The organism is Pseudomonas sp. JQ170C (assembly GCF_035581345.1).
In the GTDB taxonomy this organism is placed as follows: Bacteria; Pseudomonadota; Gammaproteobacteria; order Pseudomonadales; family Pseudomonadaceae; genus Aquipseudomonas.
In genome coordinates, this window is sequence record NZ_CP141608.1 from 4572838 (window position 1) to 4595975 (window position 23138).

Here is a 23138-nt window from a genome sequence, read left to right on the forward strand (position 1 = left end):
GGCGCAAGCCGAAGAAACCGCGCATCACCCTCCGTGATGCCGTTGACTGTTTCAGGCCGGTCTCCGGGCTTGTGAGCGGGGCCATGAACACCCGGGACCGCGCGCCTTCCCGGGTGGACTCACCCAGTGGCCATGCGCGGCCTTGACTCACTTACCGTTGCGGGGGCAGCGCCGGACTCGCACGCAATTGCGTACCCACCGGCTTCCCTGTTTCACCCTGCCAGGCCTTGGCCCGCAGAGCACCTGAAACAAGTCGCGAAGGTTAGAGGGTTGCACCCGGAGCGTCAATCGAAGGCGCCGGGGGAACCTCCATCGCCTGGGTGCCTCTACCTTCAACAGAGGTCAACTTTCGAGGCACACGACATGACCACGACCCGGATTGCATGGCTGCTGGCGGTGACTGCCGCGCTGGGCGGCTGCGGCGAGACCGCCCGACTGGACGTCAGTGACGGGTTCGGCCCGTCGCCGCAACTGCCCGAGCCGAACAAAACCCTGATCCCCACGGTCAACGTGGCGCCGGCGATCGGCTGGCCCGAGGGCGCGAAGCCTGCCAGCGCACCGGGCACGCAAGTGGCGGCCTTTGCCGAAGGCCTGGACCATCCACGCTGGCTCTATGTGTTGCCCAATGGCGATGTACTGGTTGCAGAGACGAACGCGCCACCCAAGCCAGAGGACGGCAAGGGCATTCGCGGCTGGGTGATGAAGAAGGCAATGAGCCGCGCCGGTGCCGGTGTGCCCAGCGCCAACCGCATCAGCCTGCTGCGCGACAGCGATCATGACGGGGTCGCCGAGACCCGCACCACATTCATCGAGAACCTCAACTCACCGTTTGGCATGACCCTGGTCGGCAACCATTTATATGTGGCAGCCACTGACCGCTTGCTGCGCTTTGACTACCAGCCCGGGGCCACCTCGATCAACGGCCCCGGAACGCCGGTCACCGACTTGCCTGGGGGGCCGCTGAACCATCACTGGACCAAGAACGTGATTGCCAGCCGCGACGGTAAAAAGCTGTACGTGACCGTGGGTTCCAATAGCAACGTCGGTGAAAACGGCATGGATCAGGAAGAAGGCCGCGCCGCCATCTGGGAAGTCGACCCGGCCAGCGGCCACAAGCGCATCTTCGCCTCCGGCCTGCGCAACCCCAATGGCATGGCCTGGGAGCCACACAGCGGGCAACTGTGGACGGCGGTCAACGAACGAGACGAAATCGGCAGCGACCTGGTGCCCGACTACATCACCTCGGTCAAGGACGGCGGTTTTTATGGCTGGCCCTACAGCTACTACGGCCAGCACCTCGACCAGCGAGTGAACCCGCAGGACCCACAATTGGTCGCCAAGGCCATCGCCCCGGACTACGCCGTGGGGCCGCACACTGCCTCGCTGGGCCTGACCTTCGCCGAACCCGGTGTGCTGCCACCGCCGTTCGACCAGGGTGCATTCATTGGCCAGCACGGTTCCTGGAACCGTAAGCCACACAGTGGCTACAAAGTGCTCTTCGTGCCCTTCAGCACCGCAGGCACACCGGCGGGCAAGCCGATTGATCTGCTGACCGGGTTCTTGAACGATGAAGGCAAGGCCATGGGGCGGCCGGTGGGGGTGATCAATGATCAGCGTGGCGGGTTGTTGGTGGCGGATGATGTGGGGAACAAGATCTGGCGGGTGAGCAAGGCCAAGTAAGCGTCGCGGGCCAAGCCCGCGACTACAAGGGGGATGCCGTCAGGGGTTACGCGCCAATGCCTGCGGCAACACCCGCTTGGCATTGAGGTAGGCCTTCTGCCAATAGCTGTTGGACAGGTAGTCCAGCCGCACCGTACCGCCTGCCGACGGGGCATGAACGAAGCGCCCCTCCCCCACATAGATGCCGGCATGGCTCACCTGTGAACCGCCGCTGGTGGCAAAGAACACCAGGTCACCCGACTGCAGGGCATTGCGCTCGACTGCGGGCGCGCGGATGCCGATCATTTCGCGGGTGGAGCGAGGCAGCGAAATGCCGGCTGCATCGCGATAGACGTAGCCGATCAGGCCACTGCAATCAAACCCCGAAGCCGGTGTATTGCCGCCCCAGCGATAGGGCGTGCCCACCAGGCCCAGTGCGCGAAACAGCACGTCTTCTGCGACCGGAGAGAAATAGACTTGAGGCGCCATGACGACGGGCTCCACCACCTTGGGCGGGGTCGGGGCATGACTTGAGCAGGCACCGAGCAGTGCCAGCAGGGAAATTAAAGCGAAGCGCGCCTTCATCGCCATGGTCAGAACATCCTGTCTGAAGCCGTCCGGCGGGAGGGCCGGAAATAGTTGAGAATTTAGATTAGACGCTTTCTGTAAACACGCACGGCGACGCGCTTTTCAGCTACGTCGCCGTGAGTAGTACACGAGCTTGATCAGTTACGCGAAATAGTGGTCGCGGTCGGTGCCATCGCCAGTGCGCGTTTTGCTTCGATGAAGGTCTTGCTCCAGTAGCGATCACCGAGCTTGTCGATGCGCACGCCACCGCTGCGGCGGCTGCTGGAGTGGATGAACTGGTCATCGCCCAGGTAGATACCGGCGTGGCTGACACGGCCACGGCCGTTGGTGCTGAAGAACAGCAGGTCACCCGGCTTGAGGTTGTTGCGCGAGACCAGCGGGGCTTTGACGTTGATCATTTCGCGGGTGGAGCGCGGCAGGTTCATGCCGGCCTCTTCGCGAAACAGATAACCGATGAAACCGCTGCAATCGAAACCGGTGTTCTCGGAGGTGCCGCCGAAACGGTAACGGGTACCGATCAGGGACATGCCGCGTTCGAGAATGTTGTCAGCCAGGGCGGGCAGCTGGTACGGCTTGCTGCTGGCGAAGTCCTGGAGTTCTTCTTCGGTAGCCAGCTCTTCCTCGAACACCGATGCGGTGGAGGATTTGGACAGAACCTGAGCGGATACCGGTTGTTGAACCTGCTGCTGCGATGTTGGACCTTGGGTCGCGCAGCCAAAAAGCAGGGTCACGAGTGCGAGGGGCACGAGGGGTGCGAAGCGATTTAGCATGGGCACGACCGTGTCTTGGGTTTGATAGAGGGGGAAACTATGCCTTCTATCGGGTCGATTTGCAAATTCAATCGAAAAAAATGTGACTTTTATGTGGCGAGGCTCTGGGGCGCCCTTCCCCAGCCATTTACCAGCCCAGCGTTTCCTTTAAAAACGGGATAGTCAGCTTGCGTTGCGCCTGCAGGGAAGCCTGGTCGAGACGCTCGAGCAGATCGAACAGCGCGCTCATGCTGCGGGTACCGCGGGTGAGGATGAAGTGCCCGACTTCGTCGGTGAGGTGCAGGCCGCGTCGCGAGGCGCGCAGTTGCAAGGCACGCAGCTTGTCTTCATCCGACAAGGCGCGCATCTGGAAAATCAGCGCCATGGTCAGGCGCGACTTGAGGTCAGCCAGCTTGATCGGCAGCTCCCGCGGCGAACTGGAGGCCGCCAGCAACAGGCGACGGCCACTGTCACGCAGGCGATTGAACAGGTGGAACATGGCCTCTTCCCACTCTGGCTTGCCGGCAATCACATGCAGGTCGTCCAGGCAGACCAGTTCGTACTGTTCGAGGTTATCCAGGAGTTCGACACCACGGTCGAGCAGTTGCGCCAGCGGCAGGTACACGGCGGGTTCGCCCAGTTGCTCGAAACGCAGGCAAGCCGCCTGCAGCAAGTGCGTACGTCCGACACCTTGCTTGCCCCAGAGGTAGATCAGGCTTTCGGTCCAGCCGGCGTCGGCTTCGCAGAGTCGCTCGACGTAGCCCAATGCGGCGGCGTTGGCACCCGGGTAGTAGTTGATGAAGGTGGCGTCATCTCGCAGACGCACACCTAGGGGCAACTGGATCGGTTTCATGCTGGCTGGGCAGTTCCGAAGAACCACAAGGGGCCTTTTGTGAAAAGTCTGCAAAGTTTATACCCGTGGCGCCAGTCGCACAATCAGCGCGGACCACAAGTAAAATCAAAGGCTTGCATCGACGACTGGCGAGCGATGCTAGCCCTTGGCTATCAACCTAGAGATCCGGGTCTATTTCACCGCCGTAAATATCCGACTCTTTATAGAGGTCGTGCATGTGTCGCAGCAGCACCATGATCACCGCGGCCACCGGCAACGCCAGCAGTACTCCGGTAAAACCGAACAACTCGCCACCGGCAAGAATGGCGAAAATCACTGCCACCGGGTGCAGACCGATTCGATCCCCTACCAGCAACGGCGTCAGCACCATGCCCTCCAGGGCCTGGCCAACCATGAACACAGCGGCGATCCCGAGCAATGGATAGGGATCACCACCGAACTGGAACAACCCGGCGATCATCGCCGCGCCAATGCCGACAATGAAGCCCATGTACGGCACGATGGCCGCGAGCCCCGCCAACACCCCGATCAACAGGCCCAGCTCGAGGCCCACCAGCATCAGGCCGGAAGCATAGATAACACCCAGCGCCACCATCACCAGTAACTGGCCACGAACAAACGCACCCAGCACTTCATGGCACTCACCCGCCAGCGCCACCGCCTGCGCTTCGCGCTGGCGCGGCAAGAGGCCGCGGATCTTGGCCATCATCAGGTCCCAGTCGCGCAATAGATAGAAGCTGACCACCGGAATCAGCACCAGGTTGGCCAACCAGGCCAGCAGCGCCAGCCCCGAGGCCGTGGCATGGGAGAGGATCATGCCGACGATGTCGGAGGTCTGCCCCATGTGTCCGCTGATGGCGGCCTTGATCTTGTCGAACTTCCAGAAGCCCTCGGACAACCCCAAACGGGCCTGTATAAAGGGCAAGGCTTCATGCTGCAGCCAATCGAGCATCTGCGGCGCCAGCTCGTAAAGGCGAACCAGTTGCTTGGCCAGCATCGGCACCAGCACCAACAGCAACAGCGTGAACAACAGGGTAAACAGCGCAAACACCACCACCACGCCCCAGGTACGGGACAGCCCTGCCCGCTCCAGGCGATCGACCAGCGGGTCCGCCAGGTAGGCCAGCAGAATGCCGACCAGGAACGGCGAAAGAATCGGGTGCAACCAGTACAACAGCGCAGCACACAGCAACGCCACGCCGAGCCACACCCAGCGACGCATATCAATCATTAAAGGCTCCAGCCCAGATCAGCAATTACCAACGAAAACGCAGCCCGTTGAATGGTTTTGGCGCCGCAGCCTGGGTCGCCCCAGAGTTGGCCGGATCAGCGGCAGGTGCCGCGACCGGTGCCTCGGCGGGCAGCTCCTGTAGTTTGGCCAGGCCCAGCTGAGCGCGCAATTGATCGCTGTTGCCGGTGACCTTGTAGGTCAGGGTGTCGCCCTCGACCAGCTTGATCCGCGCACCATAGGGTTCCAGCACCCGGCCCAGCTCGGCGTAGCGCTCAAGGTTCATGCCCTGGACCTGCACCTGCATATCGCTGCTGGCGCCGGGACGGGTGACAAAGCGTGGCGCCAGGCGGCTGCTCACCGCCAGCATGACCGCATCGGCGAGGCCCGCCTGGTCGGCGGCTTCGACGTTGCCTTGTTCATGCTGATCGCCCAGCCACAGGCGCCAGGTGCCCTGCCACTTGCCGTCGGCTTCACTGGCATGCACGGCCAGCAGCGCGTCGGCGCCATAACGTTCGGACGCCCCTATCAGCGGTGCCGGGTCGGTGCCTTCGAGGTTCTTGGCAGTCGCCACCAATTGTTCATTCAGATCAGCCAGTGGCAGGCGCAGCGGCAGGCCGCGGTGCTGGGCAGCACGACGCAAGGAGGCGGCACTGCCTTGGCCATCACCCACCAGGCTCGAGCCTTCGGTGCTGTCGTTCAACCACCAGGTCAGGATCGACGGCCGGTTGTTGCCCCACAGCGCCAGGCCCGCCTGGCGCAAGGTGCGTTCGGTACTGCCGGGGTCGAAGTCCACCAATACGGTTTCAGGCGGGCCGGCCTCGAAGCCGAACTGGCTGATGATCTGTTGCGGGTCCTTGCGCAGCCCTGCCAGGGCCGGGCTCTGCGCCGCCTTGGGGTCGCCGGTCAGGCGCAGCACGAGGGTTTCAAGGGCTTTTCCGGTCGCCTCGGTGCGGGCTTCGGCACCCTGGCCATTGACCGGTTCACGGACTTGATACAGGCCGGAGACAGATTCTGCCTGGGCCGACAATCCAAACAAGGCAAGACAGCCAACGGCCAGGTATTTACGCAAATGCATGGAGGATTCCTGTCCTGGTAATAAAGAAGCGCTGCGCATAGCCATGTGCGGGTATGACAGCAGCACCCTGCAAAACATTCGGCCAGGGCCATAATTTCGCCTCATCGCCTTTGCTATACCTTATACAGCCTATGCCCCGGCAACCAGTCGCGGGCTGTCAAAGCGTCTTTTTTAGCTGTTCTTGGCCCCTGCCGTCGGCCTGAGGATGGCCGCTACCGGGCAACCCTGATAAAATCGCGCGCCTTCGCAGACCGGCGACGGTCAGGCAGCCGGATTACCCTCCGCCTTGCCTGGCAGGTCACGGTCGATTCCCCCGAATCCCTCCCCCTAAAGGCCTGGATCATGAGCAAGCAACCCTCCCTGAGCTACAAGGACGCCGGTGTAGACATCGACGCCGGTGAAGCATTGGTCGAACGCATCAAAGGCGTTGCCAAGCGCACGGCGCGCCCGGAAGTCATGGGCGGCCTGGGCGGTTTTGGCGCCCTCTGCGAAATCCCGGCCGGCTACAAACAGCCGGTTCTGGTCTCCGGTACCGACGGCGTCGGCACCAAGCTGCGCCTGGCGCTGAACCTGAACAAGCACGACAGCATCGGCCAGGACCTGGTCGCCATGTGCGTGAACGACCTGGTGGTCTGCGGCGCCGAGCCGCTGTTCTTCCTCGACTACTACGCTACCGGCAAACTGAACGTTGACGTCGCCGCCACCGTGGTCACCGGCATCGGCGCTGGCTGCGAACTGGCAGGCTGCTCGCTGGTAGGCGGTGAAACCGCAGAAATGCCTGGCATGTATGAAGGCGAAGACTACGACCTGGCCGGCTTCTGCGTCGGCGTCGTGGAAAAGGCCGAAATCATCGACGGCTCCAAGGTTGCCACCGGTGACGCGCTGATCGCCCTGCCATCGTCCGGCCCGCACTCCAACGGCTACTCGCTGATCCGCAAGATCATCGAAGTATCCGGTGCCGACATCGAGAACATCGCGCTCGACGGCAAGCCGCTGACCGAACTGCTGATGGCCCCGACCCGCATCTACGTCAAGCCGCTGCTGCAGCTGATCAAGGAAACCGGCGCGGTCAAGGCCATGGCCCACATCACCGGTGGCGGCCTGCTCGACAACATCCCGCGCGTTCTGCCAAAAGGCGCCCAGGCTGTTGTTGACGTTGCCAGTTGGGAACGTCCGGTCGTATTCGACTGGCTGCAACAGCAAGGCAACGTCGACGAGCACGAAATGCACCGCGTGCTGAACTGCGGCGTCGGCATGGTCATCTGCGTAGCCCAGGACCAGGTCGAAAACGCCCTGAACGTTCTGCGCACCGCCGGCGAGCAGCCATGGGTCATCGGCCAGATCGGCGTTGCCGCCGAAGGCGCAGCCCAGGTCGAGCTGAAGAACGTCAAGGCGCACTGATGCCGAGCAAGCCTTGTGATGTCGTGGTGCTGCTGTCTGGCACCGGCAGTAACCTGCAAGCCTTGATCGACAGCGTCCGCACCGGCGAAAGCCCGGTGCGGATCCGCGCGGTCATCTCCAACCGTGCCGACGCCTACGGCCTGCAGCGTGCGCAGCAGGCCGGCATCGACACCGCCGTACTCGACCACAAGGCCTTCGAGGGCCGCGAGGCCTTCGACACGGCGCTGGTGGAACTGATCGACGGCTACCAGCCACAGCTGGTGGTGCTGGCCGGTTTCATGCGTATTCTCAGTGCCGGCTTCGTCCGTCACTACCAGGGTCGCCTGCTGAACATCCACCCGTCCCTGCTGCCCAAGTACAAGGGCCTGCACACCCATCAACGCGCCCTCGAGGCAGGTGACAAGGAGCACGGCTGCAGCGTGCACTTCGTGACCGAGGAACTCGACGGCGGGCCGCTGGTCGTACAGGCAGTAATACCGGTAGAGTTGGATGACACGCCAGAAACCCTGGCGCAAAGGGTTCACCGCCAGGAACATCAGATATACCCGCTGGCCGTGCACTGGTTCGCCGAAGGCCGTTTGCGCCTGGGTGAACACGGTGCTCTACTGGATGACCAGCCCCTGGCGGCTAGCGGCCACTTGATTCGACCCTAGGAGATAATATGCGTCGTGCCCTGCTCTTAGCTCTTGCCGTGCTCGCACTGCCGCTGCAGGCAGCTGATCTGAAGCCCTTCTCGGCCAGCTACACCGCCGACTGGAAACAGCTGCCCATGAGCGGCACCGCCGAGCGCAGCCTGGAAAAGAACGCCAACGGTACCTGGAGCCTCAACTTCAAGGCATCGATGATGATCGCCAGCCTGACCGAGCAAAGTACCCTGCGCCTGGACAAGGACACCTTGCTGCCACAGACCTACCACTTCGAGCGTGGTGGCCTGGGCAAAGCCAAGAAAGTCGACCTGGACTTTGACTGGACCAGCAAGAAGATCACCGGCTCCGACCGTGGTGACGCGATCAACCTGCCACTCAACCGTGGCGTGCTGGACAAGTCCACCTACCAACTGGCCCTGCAGCACGACGTTGCAGCCGGCAAGAAGAGCGTGAGCTACCAGGTGGTCGACGGCGACGAAATCGACACCTATGACTTCCGCGTCCTGGGTACCGAAAAAGTCACCACCAAGACCGGCCAGGTCGATGCCATCAAGGTCGAGCGCGTACGCGACCCGAGCCAGAGCAAGCGCATCACCGAGCTGTGGTTCGCCAAGGACTGGGACTACCTGCTGGTGCAACTGCGCCAGGTCGAAACCGACGGCAAGGAGTACGTGATCGTGCTGCAAGACGGTACGGTCGACGGCAAGTCGGTCAAGGGCAACTGAGTTACCCGCTGCATCCCGAACCCCGCCCCGTGCGGGGTTTTTTGTGCCTTCTACGTAGGAGCGGGCTTGCCCCGCGATAGCAATTCGACAGACACATCGGATCGCGGGGCAAGCCCGCTCCTACAGGTGCATGAAAGATGTTTCATGGGCCGAGCATTTACTTAGCCAGCTATCAAACCCTATAAAAGAGACCTGCGACACGGTGCCGCAGTTAACTGAAAGTGGAGTTTGCAGATGACTGTCAAAGTAACTGAGCGCGACGAAAGCAAAATGACTTACGAAAGCCTTGCAGCGGGCCTGCGCATCTGGGATGTGCACCAGCAAAACGAATGGGTCGGCATGTTCCACAATGAACATGAAGCCCACAATTACCGTATCGAACTGGAATTCCTCGAAGCCAGACAGCAACAGGAATAACCCCCTCCAGAAAACACAAACCCCGCCGAAGCGGGGTTTGTCGTTGTTACCACATCAGATCGTCAGGGATCACATAGGCGGCGTAAGGATCATCGGCATCCGGTGCTTCCACCTGGGTGTTGAGCAGGACGATGCGCTTGGGGTCGCGCTCCTGGATCTTCAGCGCTGCTTCGCGAGGAATCACTTCATAGCCCCCGCCGTGGGCAACGATGGCCAGCGAACCGCTGCTCAGCTTGCTGCGCATCAGGGCGTTGACCGACAGGCGCTTGACCTTCTTGTCGTCGACGAAGTTGTAGTAGTCCTCGGTGGTCAGCTTGGGCAGGCGCGCCACTTCGATCAATTGCTTGACCTGCGCGGCACGGGCTTTCTGCTCGGCCTTCTCCTGCTGCTGGCGGTTGAGCTCCTGGTCGCGCTTGGCCTTTTCAGCCATGGCTTCGCGGGCCAGACGCTGCTGGGTGTCGTCGACTTCGACCTGGCCTTTGTGCTCCAGGCGTTTTTGCTTCTTCTGCTCTTTACTGACCTGCTTGACCTGCTTCTGGTTGACCAGACCGGCTTTGAGCAATTGGTCGCGAAGGGAAAGGCTCATCGTTCACTCACTTATGTGCTTCAGCTCAGCCGCAGCTGGGCAGGTTCTTTTCTTGACGTTTGGCTTCGCCCCAGAGCGCATCCATGTCTTCGAGGGTGCAATCTTCAATCGGACGGCCCATGTCGCGCAATGCCTGTTCGATGAAACGAAAGCGTCGTTCAAATTTCTGGTTGGCCCCGCGCAGGGCATTTTCCGGATCGACCTTCAGGTGCCGGGCCAGGTTGACGGTGGCGAACAACAGGTCACCCAGCTCGTCGGCCAGCGCCACACTGTCGTTATCGGCCATGGCCTGGAGCACTTCATCGAGCTCCTCGCGTACCTTGTCGAGCACCGGCAACGCATCCGGCCAGTCGAAACCGACCTGGGCGGCGCGCTTTTGCAACTTGGCGGAGCGGGACAGCGCGGGCAAGGCCGCCGGCACGTCATCGAGCAGCGAAAGCTGTTCGGGTATGCCCTTCTCTGCCCGCTCCTGGGCCTTGATCTCTTCCCAGCGCTGCTTGACCTGGGCTTCGTCGAGCTTGGGTGTATCCAGCGGCGCATACAGTTCGCCGGTGGGGAACACATGCGGATGACGGCGGATCAGCTTGCGGGTGATGCTGTCGATCACGCCGGCGAACTCAAAGCGGCCTTCTTCCCGAGCCAATTGGCTGTAGTAGACCACTTGGAACAACAGGTCACCCAACTCACCCTGCAGGTGCTCGAAATCGCTGCGCTCGATGGCATCGGCCACCTCGTAGGCTTCTTCGAGGGTGTAGGGAATGATGGTCGCGTAGGTCTGCTTGAGGTCCCACGGGCAGCCGTACTGCGGGTCACGCAGGCGGGCCATGAGGTGGAGCAGGTCGTCTAGGGTGTACATCTTCGGTCTCTGCTGTGGTCGTAGCGCGGGGCAAGCCCGCTCCTACAACCACGGTAGGAGCGGGCTTGCCCCGCGATAACAACTTTAAGGCGTACGGTTACGCCGCGTCTCGATAATGTTCGGCAACTGCGAGATCCGCCCCAGCAAGCGCCCCAGCGCGTCCAGGCCCGGAATCTCGATGGTCAGCGACATCAGCGCGGTGTTGTCTTCCTTGTTCGAGCGGGTGTTGACCGCCAGTACGTTGATCCGCTCGTTGAGCAGGACCTGGGAGACGTCACGCAGCAAGCCCGGACGGTCGTAGGCGCGGATGATGATATCCACCGGATAGGTTTGCACCGGCACCGGGCCCCAGCTGACCTGGATGATCCGTTCCGGCTCGCGCCCCGCCAGCTGCAGCACCGAGGCGCAGTCCTGGCGGTGGATGGTCACGCCACGGCCGACCGTGATGTAGCCGACAATCGCATCGCCCGGCAACGGCTGGCAGCAGCCGGCCATTTGCGTGAGCAGGTTGCCGACACCCTGGATCTGGATATCGCCGCGCTTGCCCGGCTTGTAGCCGGTGGCCTTGCGCGGCACCAGCTCGACGTGGCCGCTGCGCTCAGGCTCGACCAATTGCTGGGCCGCATTGACCAGGTGCGCCAGGCGCAGGTCGCCCGCCCCGAGGGAGGCGAACATATCTTCGGCAGTGCGCAGGTTGGCCTTGTCGGCGAGCCGGTCGAAATCCACCTGCGGCAGGCCCAGGCGATTGAGTTCACGCTCGAGCAGGGTCTTGCCAGCGGCGACGTTCTGGTCGCGCGCCTGCAGCTTGAACCAGTGGACGATCTTGGCCCGCGCCCGCGACGTGGTGACATAGCCCAGGTTCGAGTTCAGCCAGTCACGGCTGGGATTGCCGTGCTTGCTGGTGATGATCTCGACCTGCTCACCGGTCTGCAGGCTGTAGTTGAGCGGCACGATGCGCCCGTTGATCTTGGCGCCCCGGCAGTTGTGACCGATTTCGGTGTGTACCCGGTAGGCGAAGTCCAGCGGCGTGGCGCCCTTGGGCAGGTCGATGGCATGACCGTCCGGGGTGAAGACATACACGCGGTCCGGCTCGATATCGACCCGCAGCTGTTCGGCAAGGCCACCGATGTCACCCAGCTCCTCGTGCCACTCCAGCACCTGACGCAGCCAGGAGATTTTCTCTTCATAGTGGTTGGAGCTCGGCTTGACGTCGGTGCCTTTGTAGCGCCAGTGCGCACAGACACCCAGCTCGGCCTCTTCATGCATGGCGTGGGTGCGGATCTGCACCTCGAGCACCTTGCCCTCTGGGCCGATCACCGCGGTGTGCAAGGAGCGGTAGCCGTTCTCCTTGGGGTTGGCGATGTAGTCGTCGAATTCCTTGGGGATATGCCGCCACAGGGTATGCACGATCCCGAGCGCGGTGTAGCAATCGCGCATTTCCGGCACCAGCACGCGCACCGCCCGCACGTCGTAGATCTGGCTGAACTCCAGGCCTTTGCGCTGCATTTTGCGCCAGATCGAATAGATGTGCTTGGCCCGGCCACTGATGTCGGCCTTGACCCCGGTGGCCAGCAGCTCGTTCTGCAGCTGATTCATCACGTCGCTGATAAAGCGCTCGCGGTCCAGCCGCCGCTCGTGCAACAGCTTGGCGATCTGCTTGTACTGGTCGGGCTCCAGGTAGCGGAAGGAAAGGTCTTCCAGCTCCCACTTGATATGACCGATACCCAGGCGGTGCGCCAGCGGCGCGTAGATGTCGAAGACCTCGCGGGCGACGCGATGACGCTTCTCATCGTCAGCGCCCTTGACCGCGCGAATGGCGCAGGTCCGCTCGGCCAGCTTGATCAGTGCCACACGGACATCATCGACCATCGCCACAAGCATCTTGCGCAGGTTCTCGACCTGCGCCTGGGAGCCGAGCACCAACGATTGACGCGGGCTGAGGCTGGCGCTGATCGCGGCCATACGCAGCACGCCGTCGATCAACTTGGACACCACCGGGCCAAAGCGCTGGCCCACTTCGGCCAGGGTCACCTTGCCTTCACGTACCGCGCGGTAGATCACCGCTGCGACCAACGAATCCTGGTCGAGCTTGAGGTCGGCAAGAATTTCGGCGATTTCCAGACCGGCCTGGAAGCTTGAGGTACCGTCGGCCCAGGAATGCTTGGCCGGGTTGCCTTTCTTCTCGACTTCCTGGGCGAACTCGCAAGCCTCCTTGAGGGCTTCACGGTCCAGCGCCAGGTCGACGCTCACCACATGATCCAGCCATGCTTCGAGATTGATACTGCCGTCGGTGTTGACCGGCTGGTGCACTCTCACCTGTACCATCTTTGTTTACCTTTCCCTACAGCGCATACGTGATGCGCTTGATCTCACTGGTGCTGCCCCTGCCGGACCCAAGGTGCAGCGCCGAACGCGCCAGTCTTGCTAGCCCGCCTCGAATAACGCCATGGCTTCGACATGCGCCGTCTGAGGAAACATGTCGAGAATCCCGGCACATTTTAACCGGTACCCCTGCCTGACCAGCTCAAGCGTGTCACGGGCCAGGGTCGCCGGGTTGCACGATACATACACCAGACGTTTCGCCCCAAGGTCTGCGATTTTTCTCACAACCTCGTAAGCACCGTCTCGGGGTGGGTCCAAGAGTACCGCAGAAAAGCCTCCAGCGGCCCAGCCAGAGGCAGACAAAGGCTGCGATAAATCGGCCTGAAAAAATCGGGCGTTATGCAAATTGTTGTTGCGGGCATTGGCCTCTGCCCGCTCCACCATCGCCTGCACACCTTCGACCGCGACCACTTCACGCGCCTGGCGGGCCAGCGGCAGGGCAAAGTTGCCCAGGCCACAGAACAGGTCCAGTACGCGCTCATCCGCTTGCGGTGCCAACCAGGCCAGGGCCTGCTCGATCATTGCCGTATTGACCTGGGCATTGACCTGAACAAAGTCGCCCGGCCGGTAAGCCAGTTCCAGGTCCCACGGTGCCAGGGCGAAACCCAGGGTCTGACTGGCATCGACCGGTGAAGGTTCACCTTCGCCTTGCAGCCAGAGCTGCACCTGGGCCTCGCTACAAAATGCCTGCAGACGGGCCAGGTCGCCCTCGCCCAACGGGCCGGTATGACGCAGCAACAAGGCCACGGCCGTGCCGCTGAACAACTCCACATGACCGACCACCTGCGGCTTGCTCAAGCTCTGCAAGAGCAAAGGCAGGTGACGCATGATCGACTGCAAGGGTTGTACCAGTACCGGGCAATCATCAATGGCGACGATGTCCTGGCTGGCTTCGGCACGAAAACCGACGTCGAGCTTCTTCGCCTTGGCATCCCAGCGCACAGCTACCCGGGCGCGACGCCGATAGCCAAACTCGGGACCGCTCAGCGGCGCCGCCCACTGCTCGGGCAACACCCCGGCAACCCGCTGCAACTGATCGGCGAGCAGGCGCTGCTTGAGGGCCAGTTGATCAGCGTGGGGCAGGTGCTGAAGATTGCAGCCGCCGCAACGGTCGAAGTGCTTGCAGGGTGCTTCGCGGCGATCCGGGCTGGCCGTGAAGACCCGCTCCAGGCGTGCTTCAACGACCTTGCCGTGGGCATTGAGCACCCGCGCCTCGACCTCTTCCTCGGCCAGCGCACCGCTGACGAACCAGGTACGCCCTTCGAGAAAGGCAATGCCACGGCCGTCACCGGACAGGCGCTCGATACGCAAGCGCTGCTTCTTGCCCGTGGGCACTTGGGGGGTGCGGCTGCCACCGGCCGGCTGAAAGCGCAGGCCGCTGTTACGTTTACTTTTGGACATCAGTTCGCCGCGTCAAAAATGCCAGTCGACAGGTAACGGTCGCCACGGTCGCAAATGATCGCCACGATGACGGCGTTTTCCAACTCGCGGGACAGGCGCAACATCGCCGCCACTGCACCACCGGAGGACACGCCGCAGAAAATGCCCTCTTCCCGTGCCAGGCGACGCGTGGTTTCTTCGGCTTCGCTCTGGGCCATGTCGACCACGCGATCAACGCGATCGGCCTGGTAGATCTTGGGCAGGTATTCCTCGGGCCAGCGACGGATACCCGGAATCGCCGAGCCTTCCATTGGCTGCAAGCCAACGATCTGCACGGCCGGATTCTGCTCCTTGAGGTAGCGCGAGCAGCCCATGATGGTGCCGGTGGTGCCCATGGAACTGACGAAATGGGTAATGGTGCCCTGGGTCTGACGCCAGATCTCCGGGCCGGTACTCACATAGTGGGCTTCAGGGTTGTCGCCATTGCCGAACTGGTCGAGTACCAGGCCCCGGCCTTCAGCCTGCAGCCGATCGGCCAGGTCGCGGGCGCCTTCCATGCCTTCTTCCTTGCTGACCAGGATCAGCTCGGCGCCGTAGGCGGTCATCGCGGCCTTGCGTTCGGCACTGGAGTTGTCGGGCATGATCAGGATCATCTTGTAACCCTTGATCGCCGCCGCCATGGCCAAGGCGATCCCGGTGTTGCCCGAGGTCGCTTCGATCAGGGTGTCGCCCGGTTTGATCTGCCCGCGCTCTTCGGCGTGGGTGATCATCGACAATGCCGGCCGGTCCTTGACCGAACCTGCCGGGTTATTGCCTTCAAGCTTGAGCAGGAGGGTATTGCTGGTCTGGCCGCCAATGCGCTGCAGGCGGACCAGAGGCGTGTTGCCGACGCAGTCGGCGATGGTTGGGTACTGCAAGGTCATGGCGTAGTTCGCAATCCAGACTGCGGGGGCGTCTATCATACCGGCAAACCGGTTTCGCCCATATCACGCAATGTGTTGGTGTTATAGCTCCCAGCTATAAGCTGTAGGAGCGGGCTTGCCCCGCGGGTGCATTGCCTGCAAGACGCTGATCGCGGGACAAGCCCGCCCCTACCGGTAAAAGAATGTTCAGCCGCAGGCCTTGCCCGGTGTTCTGTGCCCAGAGCCGTCCGCCCTGACGCACAATGGCGTTGCGCGCGATGCTCAGCCCCAGTCCGAAACCACCATCCCCCGGACGCGAGCCGTCCAGCCGGGTGAACGGTGCAAAGATCCGCTCCAGATCCGCCTCAGCGACTCCGCCGCCCTGATCTTCCAGCCACAGCAACCAATGGTCACCCTGACGATGCCCATCCAGGCGGATCACGCCGTTGGCCGGCGAATGTCGAATGGCATTGCGCAAAATGTTCTCGAAGGCCTGGGCCACGCTATTGAGGTTGCCTTTTACCCAGCAGGACGCATCCAGGGCGCAATGCAATTGACTGGAAGGCCAGGTACTTTCAAAACACGCATCTTCGGCCAGCATTTCCCACAGGGCCTGGACCTGGATCGGCTCCTTGCTCGGCGGCGCCCGCTCGGTATCGAGCCAGGCCAGTTGCAGGGCATCCTCGACCAGGCGCTGCATGCAGTCGACTTCACGGCTCAGGCGTTCACGCAATTGCTCGGCATCGCCTTCCCCCTCGCAGGCCACGCGCAGGCGGCTCAACGGTGTACGCAGTTCATGGGACAGGTCACGCAACAATTGTTGCTGAAGCGCCACGGTGCCTTGCAGGCGCTCGGCCATGTCGTCGAACGCCCGGCCCAATTCGCCCAGTTCGTCCTGGCGGCTGGTCGTGCTGCTGGCCACTCGTGCCGACAGCTGATCGGCGCGCCAGGCATTGGCCTGCTCGCGCAACTGGATCAGCGGCATGATCAACATGCGGTACAGGCCCACACAGAACAGCAGGGTGAAGAGCCCGGGAATGATGCCGTTGGTCATGATCTGCCAGAACAAGCGGTACTGCCCGGGGAGCAGCCGTTGCGGCAACTCGATGACCAGCAGCCCCTGCTCCGGGTGCTCCAGAAAAGGCAAGCGCATCCAGGGCAAGCCCGTCACCCGTCGACTCACTGGCCAGTCGATACCGCGCAGAAAGGTCATCTTGCGGCTTTGTTCAGGCGTCAACGACGTGCTGCCCAACGACTGCAGATCAGGGCCGACCACCGCCATCCAGGTCGATTCCTTCTCGGCCATGGCCGCCAGCCACTGATCCACCCCAGATTGACCACCCCGTTCCCAGGCCTGCTCGGCTTCGGCGGCGTAGGCGGTGAGGGTCGCCCTGGCCTCTTCGGATAGATAGGCGTTCTGGGTCTCCATGTGCCGGCCCCAGGTCCAGCTCAGGCCGATCATCAGCAGGCAGAAGCCGACCAGCAGAATCGCCAGTTTCCAGAACAATGAATGACGATTGGGCACCTTAGCTGACCTCGCTGGCGCTGAGCACATAGCCTTTGCCCCAGACGGTACGCACCTCTCGCTCCTGGTAACCGATGGCCTTGAGTTTGCGGCGGATCTGGCTGACATGCATGTCCAGGCTGCGGTCATGACGGGCATAACCGCGCTGCAGGACCTGCTGATAAAGGAAGGGTTTGCTCAGTACTTCTTCATGGCTACGGTGCAGGATGTCGAGCAGCCGGTATTCGCTCAAGGTCAGCCCGGCCCACTGCCCGGCGCAACACACGTCACTGGCTTGCTCATCGAACTGCAGCTCGCCGCTACCTGAGCTGACAGGCTGTTGATGCCGACGCTCCAGCGCCACCCGCCGCAAGATCGCTTCGATACGCACCTTGAGTTCCGCCATGCTGAAGGGCTTGGGCAGATAGTCGTCGGCGCCGCGCTGGAACCCGGTGATGCGGTCTGCCTCAGCCCCCAGGGCAGACATCAGGATCACGGGTATCGAGGTGCTTTCCCGCAGTTTTGCCAGCACATCCAGGCCGTTCAGGCCGGGCAGCAGGATGTCCATCAACACCACGTCAAACCGCGACTCGCGCGCAACATCGAGCCCTTCGCGACCGTTCTTGCACCAGGTGACCGAGAAGCCGCCACGCTGCAGCTCTTCGTGCAAATAGGCGCCCAGGACCGGGTCGTCCTCGATGGCAAGAATGTTAGAAGCATTAATGGCTACGGGATTCATTGGCGGGTGCTAGCGATTCTCAATAACGCGATTATTGGGGAATTGCTTCCTCCAGGCAACCTGTAACTGTTCATGAACACGGCCCCCGTGCATCCAGCTACGCCAAAAGTAGATACAAATGAGTGCATTGCACTGAAAGGCGCGGTACTTTTCCGACTTGGCCTGTCAGCTACGCCTGACCGTGGCTTACAGCAACTGCCGGGCACAGGAGAGTCGCGTGCTGAATCATTTGGGAATCCGAAGCCGCGTGCTGCTGCTTGCCCTGTTACCCGCCAGTCTGATGGCGTTGGTACTGGGCAGCTATTTCACCTGGCTGCAGCAAAGTGAGCTGCAAACCCAATTGCTGCAACGCGGCAAGATGATTGCCGAACACCTGGCGCCGCTGGTAGCCCCGGCACTGGCTCGCCATGCCCCTGTGCAACTGGAACACATTGCCGCCCAGGCTCTGGAGCAGACCGACGTACGCGCCGTAGCCTTTCTTGGCCCGGACCGCAACACCCTCGCCCATGCCGGCCCCACCATGCTCAACCAGGCACCCGCCGGAGGCGGCACACAACTGCTGCAGCGCACGGGCAATGACGCGACCCGCTACCTGTTACCGGTGTTCGGCTACCACCGCGACCTTGCTGGCGAGCATGTTCCAAACGAAGCCGACAAGTTACTGGGCTGGGTGGAAATCGAACTGTCCCACGATGGCACGCTGTTGCGCGGCTACCGCAGCCTGTTCACCACCCTGCTGCTGATTTTCTTCGGGCTGGTCGCCACCACACTGCTGGCCATGCGCATGTGCCGCACGATCAACGACCCGATCAGCCAGATCAAGCATGCCGTGACCCAACTCAAGGATGGCAACCTGGAGGAGCGCTTGCCGCCCATGGGCAGCTACGAGCTCGATGAGCTGGCTGCGGGCATCAACCGCATGGCCGAAACCCTGCACAACGCCCATGAAGAGTTGCAACACAGCATCGACCAGGCCACCGAAGACGTGCGCCAGAACCTGGAAACCATCGAGATCCAGAACATCGAGCTGGACATGGCCCGCAAGGAGGCCCTTGAGGCCAGCCGGATCAAGTCCGAATTCCTCGCCAACATGAGCCATGAGATCCGTACGCCGCTCAATGGCATCCTCGGCTTTACCCACCTGCTGCAAAAAAGCGACCTGACCCCGCGCCAGCTCGACTACCTGGGCACCATCGAAAAATCCGCCGGCAGCCTGCTGGGGATCATCAACGAGATCCTCGACTTCTCCAAGATCGAGGCCGGCAAGCTGGTGCTCGACAGCATTCCGTTCAACCTGCGCGACCTGATCCAGGACACCTTGACCATCCTCGCGCCAGCCGCCCATGCCAAGCAGCTGGAGCTGGTCAGCCTGGTCTACCGCGATACGCCGCTGTCGCTGGTCGGCGACCCGCTGCGCTTGAAGCAGATCCTGACCAACCTGATCAGCAACGCCATCAAGTTCACCCGCGAAGGCACCATCGTTGCCCGGGCCATGCTTGAAGAAGAACATGACGACAGCGTGCAGTTGCGCATCAGCGTCCAGGACACCGGCATCGGCCTGTCCAGCCAGGATGTGCGGGCGCTGTTCCAGGCCTTCAGCCAGGCAGACAACTCCTTGTCGCGCCAGCCAGGCGGCACGGGCCTGGGGCTGGTGATTTCCAAGCGCCTGATCGAGCAGATGGGCGGGGAAATCGGGGTCGACAGCACGCCCGGGGAAGGTTCGCAGTTCTGGATCAGCCTGCGCCTGCCCAAGGCCCGCGACGATGCCGAGGACATGCCGCTGCAACCGCTGCTCGAACGCCGGGTGGCGATTGTCGATGCCCACGAGCTGGCCCGCCAGGCGCTGGTGCATCAGCTGGAAGATTGCGGCCTGAACGTCAGCACCTTTATCTCCATCGACCCGCTGCTGCACGCCGTGGCCAACGCCCGCATGGCCGGACAACCCTTCACCCTGGCCGTACTGGGGGTGAACCTGGACAGCGTGTCGCCAGAGCGACTCGGCCAGTACATCGCCCAACTGGAGCGCCTGGACTGCCAGGCACTGGTGCTCTGCCCGACCACCGAACAGGCGCTCTACCACCCCTACCTGCCCAACGCCCACAGTCAGTTGCAAGCCAAGCCGGCCTGCACGCGCAAGGTGCGCCGGGCCCTGGTGGAGCTGGTCCAGCCGCGGCGCAGCCACGAGATCAAAGTCAGCACCAATCAACCCCTGCCCAAAGTGCTGTGCGTGGACGACAACCCGGCCAACTTGCTGCTGGTGCAAACGCTGCTCGAAGACCTCGGTGCCGAGGTGCTGGCGGTCGACAGCGGCTACGCCGCAGTACAAGCGGTGCAAGACGAACGCTTCGACCTGGTGCTCATGGATGTGCAGATGCCGGGCATGGACGGTCGTGAATGCACCGAACAGATCCGCCAGTGGGAAACCAGCCAGAGCGGGCCACCCTTGCCCATCGTCGCCCTCACCGCCCACGCCATGGCCAATGAAAAGCGAGCGCTGCTGCACAGCGGCATGGACGACTACCTGACCAAGCCGATCAGTGAGCGCCAACTGGCCCAGGTGGTGCTCAAGTGGACGGGGCAGACCCTGGGGGCGACTCACCATGAGCGCCTGCAGGAGCGCATCCCCGACAGCAGCGAACTGAAGGTCCTGGACCCGGAGGAAGGCCTGCGCCTGGCCGCTGGCAAGCCGGACCTGGCCGCCGACATGCTGGCCATGTTGCTGGCTTCGCTGGAGGCCGACCGCGAAGCGATCCGCGCAGCGCGTGACGCGGCAGACCGTAACGGCATGATCGAGCGGGTTCACCGGCTCAACGGCGCCTCGCGTTACTGCGGGGTACCGCAACTGCGAGCGGCCTGCCAGCGCAGCGAAACCTTGCTCAAGCAGGATGACCCCGAAGCGCTGCGCGCCCTGGACGAACTGGACCGGGCCATTACCCGCCTCACCGCCCAGGCACGCCTGAGCGCTTGACCCCTGGCTGACCTGAGGCAAGGCGATGACCTTGCCCGGCGGTTAGACTCTCCGCCAACCGATTCAGGAAGATCCCATGCGCGTATTGTTTTTCAGCAGCCAGTCCTACGACCAGGACAGCTTCACCCAAGCCCCGGCAGCGGATGGGCTTGAACTGCACTTTCAACCGACACGCCTGACCGAAGACACCGCGGCCTTGGCCAACGGCCACGAAGTGGTCTGCGCCTTCATCAATGACGATCTCAGCGCCCCGGTGCTGGAGCGCCTGGCCGCCGGCGGCAGCCGTCTGATCGCCCTGCGCTCGGCCGGTTTCAACCATGTCGACCTGACTGCGGCCAAGCGCCTGGGCCTTGCCGTGGTACGGGTGCCGGCCTACTCCCCGCATGCGGTCGCCGAGCACGCGGTGGCGCTGATCCTGGCCCTCAATCGACGCCTGCACCGCGCCTACAACCGCACCCGCGAAGGTAACTTCGCCCTGCACGGGCTGACCGGCTTCGACTTGCACGGCAAAACCGTCGGCGTGGTCGGCACCGGTCAGATCGGTGCGGCCTTCGCCCGCATCATGGCCGGATTCGGTTGCCAACTGCTGGCCTACGACCCTTACCCCAACCCCGAGTTGCTGGCCCTGGGGGCGCGCTACCTGGAATTGCCGGACCTGCTGCGCCAGGCACAGATCATCAGCCTGCACTGCCCGCTGACCGAACAGACCCGCCACCTGATCAACCCGCAAAGCCTGGCCGACCTGCAACCGGGCGCCATGCTGATCAACACCGGCCGCGGCGCGCTGATCGACACCCCGGCGTTGATCGAGGCCTTGAAGGACGGTCAATTGGGCTACCTGGGCCTGGATGTCTATGAAGAAGAAGCCCAGCTGTTTTTCGAGGACCGCTCCGACCAGCCGCTGCAAGACGACGTGCTCGCGCGCCTGTTGACCTTCCCCAACGTCATCGTCACCGCCCACCAGGCGTTTCTGACCCGCGAGGCGCTGGCCGCGATCGCCGCGACGACGCTGGAGAACATTACCCGCTGGGCGGCAGGCAATGCGCAAAACTTGGTCGAGGGTTGATGCTAGGATACGCGGCAGATTTGGAGGACCCATGGTCGAACACGATTTCCGCTACACCCTGTTTAACCCGCAACACACCCTGATCGAATGCCGCGCCCTGGTGCCGGGTCGCTATCAAGTGACCGGCAACGGCGGCTCGATCAAGAAGAACGACGTCCTGCTGGTGACCCTCAAGGGCAGCAAGGATTTGTCCATGCGCCTGACCGTCGAAACCGTCCGCCACCTGATCAACCCGACCGGTCAATGGGTCGCGGTGGCCAGCGGGCCGGTGTTCGGCGAACTGGCGATCCATCAGTGGCAGGTCAACTGCGACAGCTGCCAGGCCAGCCTGGACTTCGAGTTCGCCGTGGACGCCAAGCTCGGCAAGAAAGCCCAGCAACCGGCCGCCAGCGCGCGCATCGCCGAGCTGGGCTGGACCAGCCGTGGCGACAAGCACCTGTGCCCCGCATGCAAGGAGTCAGCCCAGTGAAAACGCTGTTGCTCTCAGCCCTGATCGGCACGGCCCTGCTGGGCTGCGCCGCTGAGCCGATGAAGCTGGAACAGGAACGCAGCTACTTGCTGGAGTGGATTGGCGAACGTCCGCTGATGGATTACAGCCACCTGACCCTGACGCTTGCCGCGGATGGTCGTGCCTATGGCAATGGCGGCTGCAACCACTGGTTCGCGCCTTACCAGCTTGACGGTGACAAGCTCACCTTCGGCAAGGTCGGCAGCACCCGCAAACTCTGCGCACCGGCACTGATGGAGCAGGAAAAACGCTTCCTGCAGGCGCTGGAGACCGTGCAGCGCTGGGACGTCTCGCCGATCGAGCAGGTGCGCTTCTGGCCTGCCGAGGGCAAGCCGCTGCGGTTCTGGCCTGAAGAAGGCTGAAGCCATCGCGGGGCAAGCCCGCTCCCACAGTGGGAGCGGGCTTGCCCCGCGATAAAAGCCATCAAGCCCCTTTGAGGGCCTTGATCTTCTCGTTCAGGCCTTCAAGGGTCTGTTCGCCCATCAATTGCTCACGCACCTTGCCCTTGTCGTCGATGATGTAGGTCACCGGCAATGCCTCGCTGCGTGGCAACTCGTAACGCTCGGCCGGGTCCTCGGCCAGTACGGTGAAGCTGATGCCCAGGGCCTCAGTGGCCTTTTTCAGCTCCTCCCCCTGCAAGCCATCGAAGTTCACCCCGAGCACTTTCACGCCCTGGGCCTGCCACTGCTTGGCAGCGGCGTTGAGTTCCGGGATTTCGGTACGGCACGGACCACACCATTCAGCCCAGTAGTTGAGCACCAGCCAGTGCCCGTCGATCTGCTCGGCTTTTACAGTCTGTCCGTTCTGGTCCAGGCCATAGTCTGCACCGCAACCACCGAGCAACAGGCTCGCGGTGATGGCCAGTGCTGCTGCCAAACGCCTTGTCATGGGTCAATCCTTCT

22 protein-coding genes and 1 riboswitch are annotated in these 23138 nt (G+C 62.7%); of the genes, 9 read left to right on the top strand and 13 right to left on the bottom strand.

The features are described 5' to 3' along the window. Positions 1–37 precede the first annotated feature (37 nt). A riboswitch (cobalamin riboswitch) is annotated at positions 38–262 on the bottom strand. Positions 263–363: 101 nt separating this feature from the next. Further along, a complete protein-coding gene (locus U9R80_RS20820; protein ID WP_301839279.1) occupies positions 364–1680 on the top strand; it encodes a PQQ-dependent sugar dehydrogenase in 1317 nt (438 codons plus the stop codon). 39 nt (positions 1681–1719) lie between these two features. Here U9R80_RS20820 and U9R80_RS20825 read toward each other — a convergent pair whose 3' ends face one another. From U9R80_RS20825 to U9R80_RS20845, 5 genes are all read right to left on the bottom strand, one after another. Beyond that, positions 1720–2250 carry a C40 family peptidase gene (locus U9R80_RS20825; protein WP_301839278.1) on the bottom strand — a complete coding sequence of 177 codons (531 nt, stop codon included), beginning with the start codon at positions 2248–2250 and terminating at the stop codon, positions 1720–1722. Positions 2251–2384: 134 nt separating this feature from the next. After that, positions 2385–3017 (bottom strand): C40 family peptidase, encoded by a 633-nt coding sequence (locus U9R80_RS20830; RefSeq protein ID WP_301839549.1) that lies wholly within the window; start codon positions 3015–3017, stop codon positions 2385–2387. Between the two features lie 127 nt (positions 3018–3144). Next, positions 3145–3849, bottom strand: coding sequence for a DnaA regulatory inactivator Hda (gene hda / locus U9R80_RS20835; protein ID WP_028943584.1), 705 nt, complete (start codon positions 3847–3849; stop codon positions 3145–3147). A 157-nt stretch (positions 3850–4006) separates the two neighbouring features. Beyond that, positions 4007–5080 (bottom strand): AI-2E family transporter, encoded by a 1074-nt coding sequence (locus U9R80_RS20840; RefSeq protein WP_301839275.1) that lies wholly within the window; start codon positions 5078–5080, stop codon positions 4007–4009. A gap of 25 nt (positions 5081–5105) precedes the next feature. Further along, a complete protein-coding gene (locus U9R80_RS20845; protein ID WP_301839274.1) occupies positions 5106–6155 on the bottom strand; it encodes a DUF2066 domain-containing protein in 1050 nt (349 codons plus the stop codon). Positions 6156–6497: 342 nt separating this feature from the next. On the opposite strand from U9R80_RS20845, the gene purM reads away from it, so the two are divergent. The 4 genes from purM to U9R80_RS20865 all read left to right on the top strand — a co-directional run bounded on the left by purM (position 6498) and on the right by U9R80_RS20865 (position 9345). Next, the gene (gene purM, locus U9R80_RS20850; protein ID WP_301839272.1) at positions 6498–7556 is read left to right on the top strand and encodes a phosphoribosylformylglycinamidine cyclo-ligase; all 1059 of its coding nucleotides are present in this window, start codon (positions 6498–6500) and stop codon (positions 7554–7556) included. Then, positions 7556–8209 (top strand): phosphoribosylglycinamide formyltransferase, encoded by a 654-nt coding sequence (gene purN, locus U9R80_RS20855; protein WP_301839270.1) that lies wholly within the window; start codon positions 7556–7558, stop codon positions 8207–8209. Before purM ends, purN begins: the two co-directional genes overlap by 1 nt. Before the next feature lie 8 nt (positions 8210–8217). Continuing rightward, positions 8218–8928: a DUF3108 domain-containing protein gene (locus tag U9R80_RS20860; protein WP_301839268.1), complete on the top strand. Its 711-nt coding sequence runs from the start codon at positions 8218–8220 to the stop codon at positions 8926–8928. Positions 8929–9162: 234 nt separating this feature from the next. After that, complete coding sequence (locus U9R80_RS20865) at positions 9163–9345, top strand: hypothetical protein (RefSeq protein WP_301839266.1); 183 nt, start codon at positions 9163–9165, stop codon at positions 9343–9345. Between the two features lie 46 nt (positions 9346–9391). On the opposite strand, the gene U9R80_RS20870 is transcribed toward U9R80_RS20865, so the two are convergent. From U9R80_RS20870 to U9R80_RS20900, 7 genes are all read right to left on the bottom strand, one after another. Then, positions 9392–9931 (bottom strand): DUF2058 domain-containing protein, encoded by a 540-nt coding sequence (locus U9R80_RS20870; protein ID WP_301839263.1) that lies wholly within the window; start codon positions 9929–9931, stop codon positions 9392–9394. 25 nt (positions 9932–9956) lie between these two features. Beyond that, complete coding sequence (mazG, locus tag U9R80_RS20875; protein ID WP_274115319.1) at positions 9957–10787, bottom strand: nucleoside triphosphate pyrophosphohydrolase; 831 nt, start codon at positions 10785–10787, stop codon at positions 9957–9959. 84 nt (positions 10788–10871) lie between these two features. Then, positions 10872–13112 carry a GTP diphosphokinase gene (gene relA / locus U9R80_RS20880; protein WP_301839259.1) on the bottom strand — a complete coding sequence of 747 codons (2241 nt, stop codon included), beginning with the start codon at positions 13110–13112 and terminating at the stop codon, positions 10872–10874. A gap of 99 nt (positions 13113–13211) precedes the next feature. Continuing rightward, a complete protein-coding gene (gene rlmD / locus U9R80_RS20885) occupies positions 13212–14570 on the bottom strand; it encodes a 23S rRNA (uracil(1939)-C(5))-methyltransferase RlmD (protein WP_301839258.1) in 1359 nt (452 codons plus the stop codon). Continuing rightward, on the bottom strand, positions 14570–15472 hold the full coding sequence (cysM, locus tag U9R80_RS20890; protein ID WP_301839547.1) for a cysteine synthase CysM: 903 nt from the start codon (positions 15470–15472) through the stop codon (positions 14570–14572). The genes rlmD and cysM overlap by 1 nt, the downstream gene beginning before the upstream one ends. Before the next feature lie 94 nt (positions 15473–15566). Further along, complete coding sequence (locus tag U9R80_RS20895; RefSeq protein ID WP_301839257.1) at positions 15567–17006, bottom strand: sensor histidine kinase; 1440 nt, start codon at positions 17004–17006, stop codon at positions 15567–15569. Next, positions 16978–17694, bottom strand: coding sequence for a response regulator transcription factor (locus tag U9R80_RS20900; protein WP_301839255.1), 717 nt, complete (start codon positions 17692–17694; stop codon positions 16978–16980). Before U9R80_RS20900 ends, U9R80_RS20895 begins: the two co-directional genes overlap by 29 nt. A gap of 217 nt (positions 17695–17911) precedes the next feature. On the opposite strand from U9R80_RS20900, the gene U9R80_RS20905 reads away from it, so the two are divergent. The 4 genes from U9R80_RS20905 (at position 17912) to U9R80_RS20920 (ending at position 22598) form a co-directional block, all read left to right on the top strand. Next, a complete protein-coding gene (locus U9R80_RS20905; protein WP_301839254.1) occupies positions 17912–20662 on the top strand; it encodes a response regulator in 2751 nt (916 codons plus the stop codon). 76 nt (positions 20663–20738) lie between these two features. After that, the gene (locus tag U9R80_RS20910; protein ID WP_301839252.1) at positions 20739–21728 is read left to right on the top strand and encodes a 2-hydroxyacid dehydrogenase; all 990 of its coding nucleotides are present in this window, start codon (positions 20739–20741) and stop codon (positions 21726–21728) included. Positions 21729–21759: 31 nt separating this feature from the next. After that, entirely contained in the window at positions 21760–22197 is a 438-nt protein-coding gene (locus U9R80_RS20915) for a hypothetical protein (RefSeq protein WP_301839251.1), read from the top strand. After that, positions 22194–22598: an META domain-containing protein gene (locus U9R80_RS20920; protein WP_128324198.1), complete on the top strand. Its 405-nt coding sequence runs from the start codon at positions 22194–22196 to the stop codon at positions 22596–22598. The genes U9R80_RS20915 and U9R80_RS20920 overlap by 4 nt, the downstream gene beginning before the upstream one ends. Before the next feature lie 61 nt (positions 22599–22659). Here U9R80_RS20920 and U9R80_RS20925 read toward each other — a convergent pair whose 3' ends face one another. Then, a complete protein-coding gene (locus tag U9R80_RS20925; protein ID WP_301839250.1) occupies positions 22660–23124 on the bottom strand; it encodes a TlpA disulfide reductase family protein in 465 nt (154 codons plus the stop codon). Positions 23125–23138: the final 14 nt, after the last annotated feature.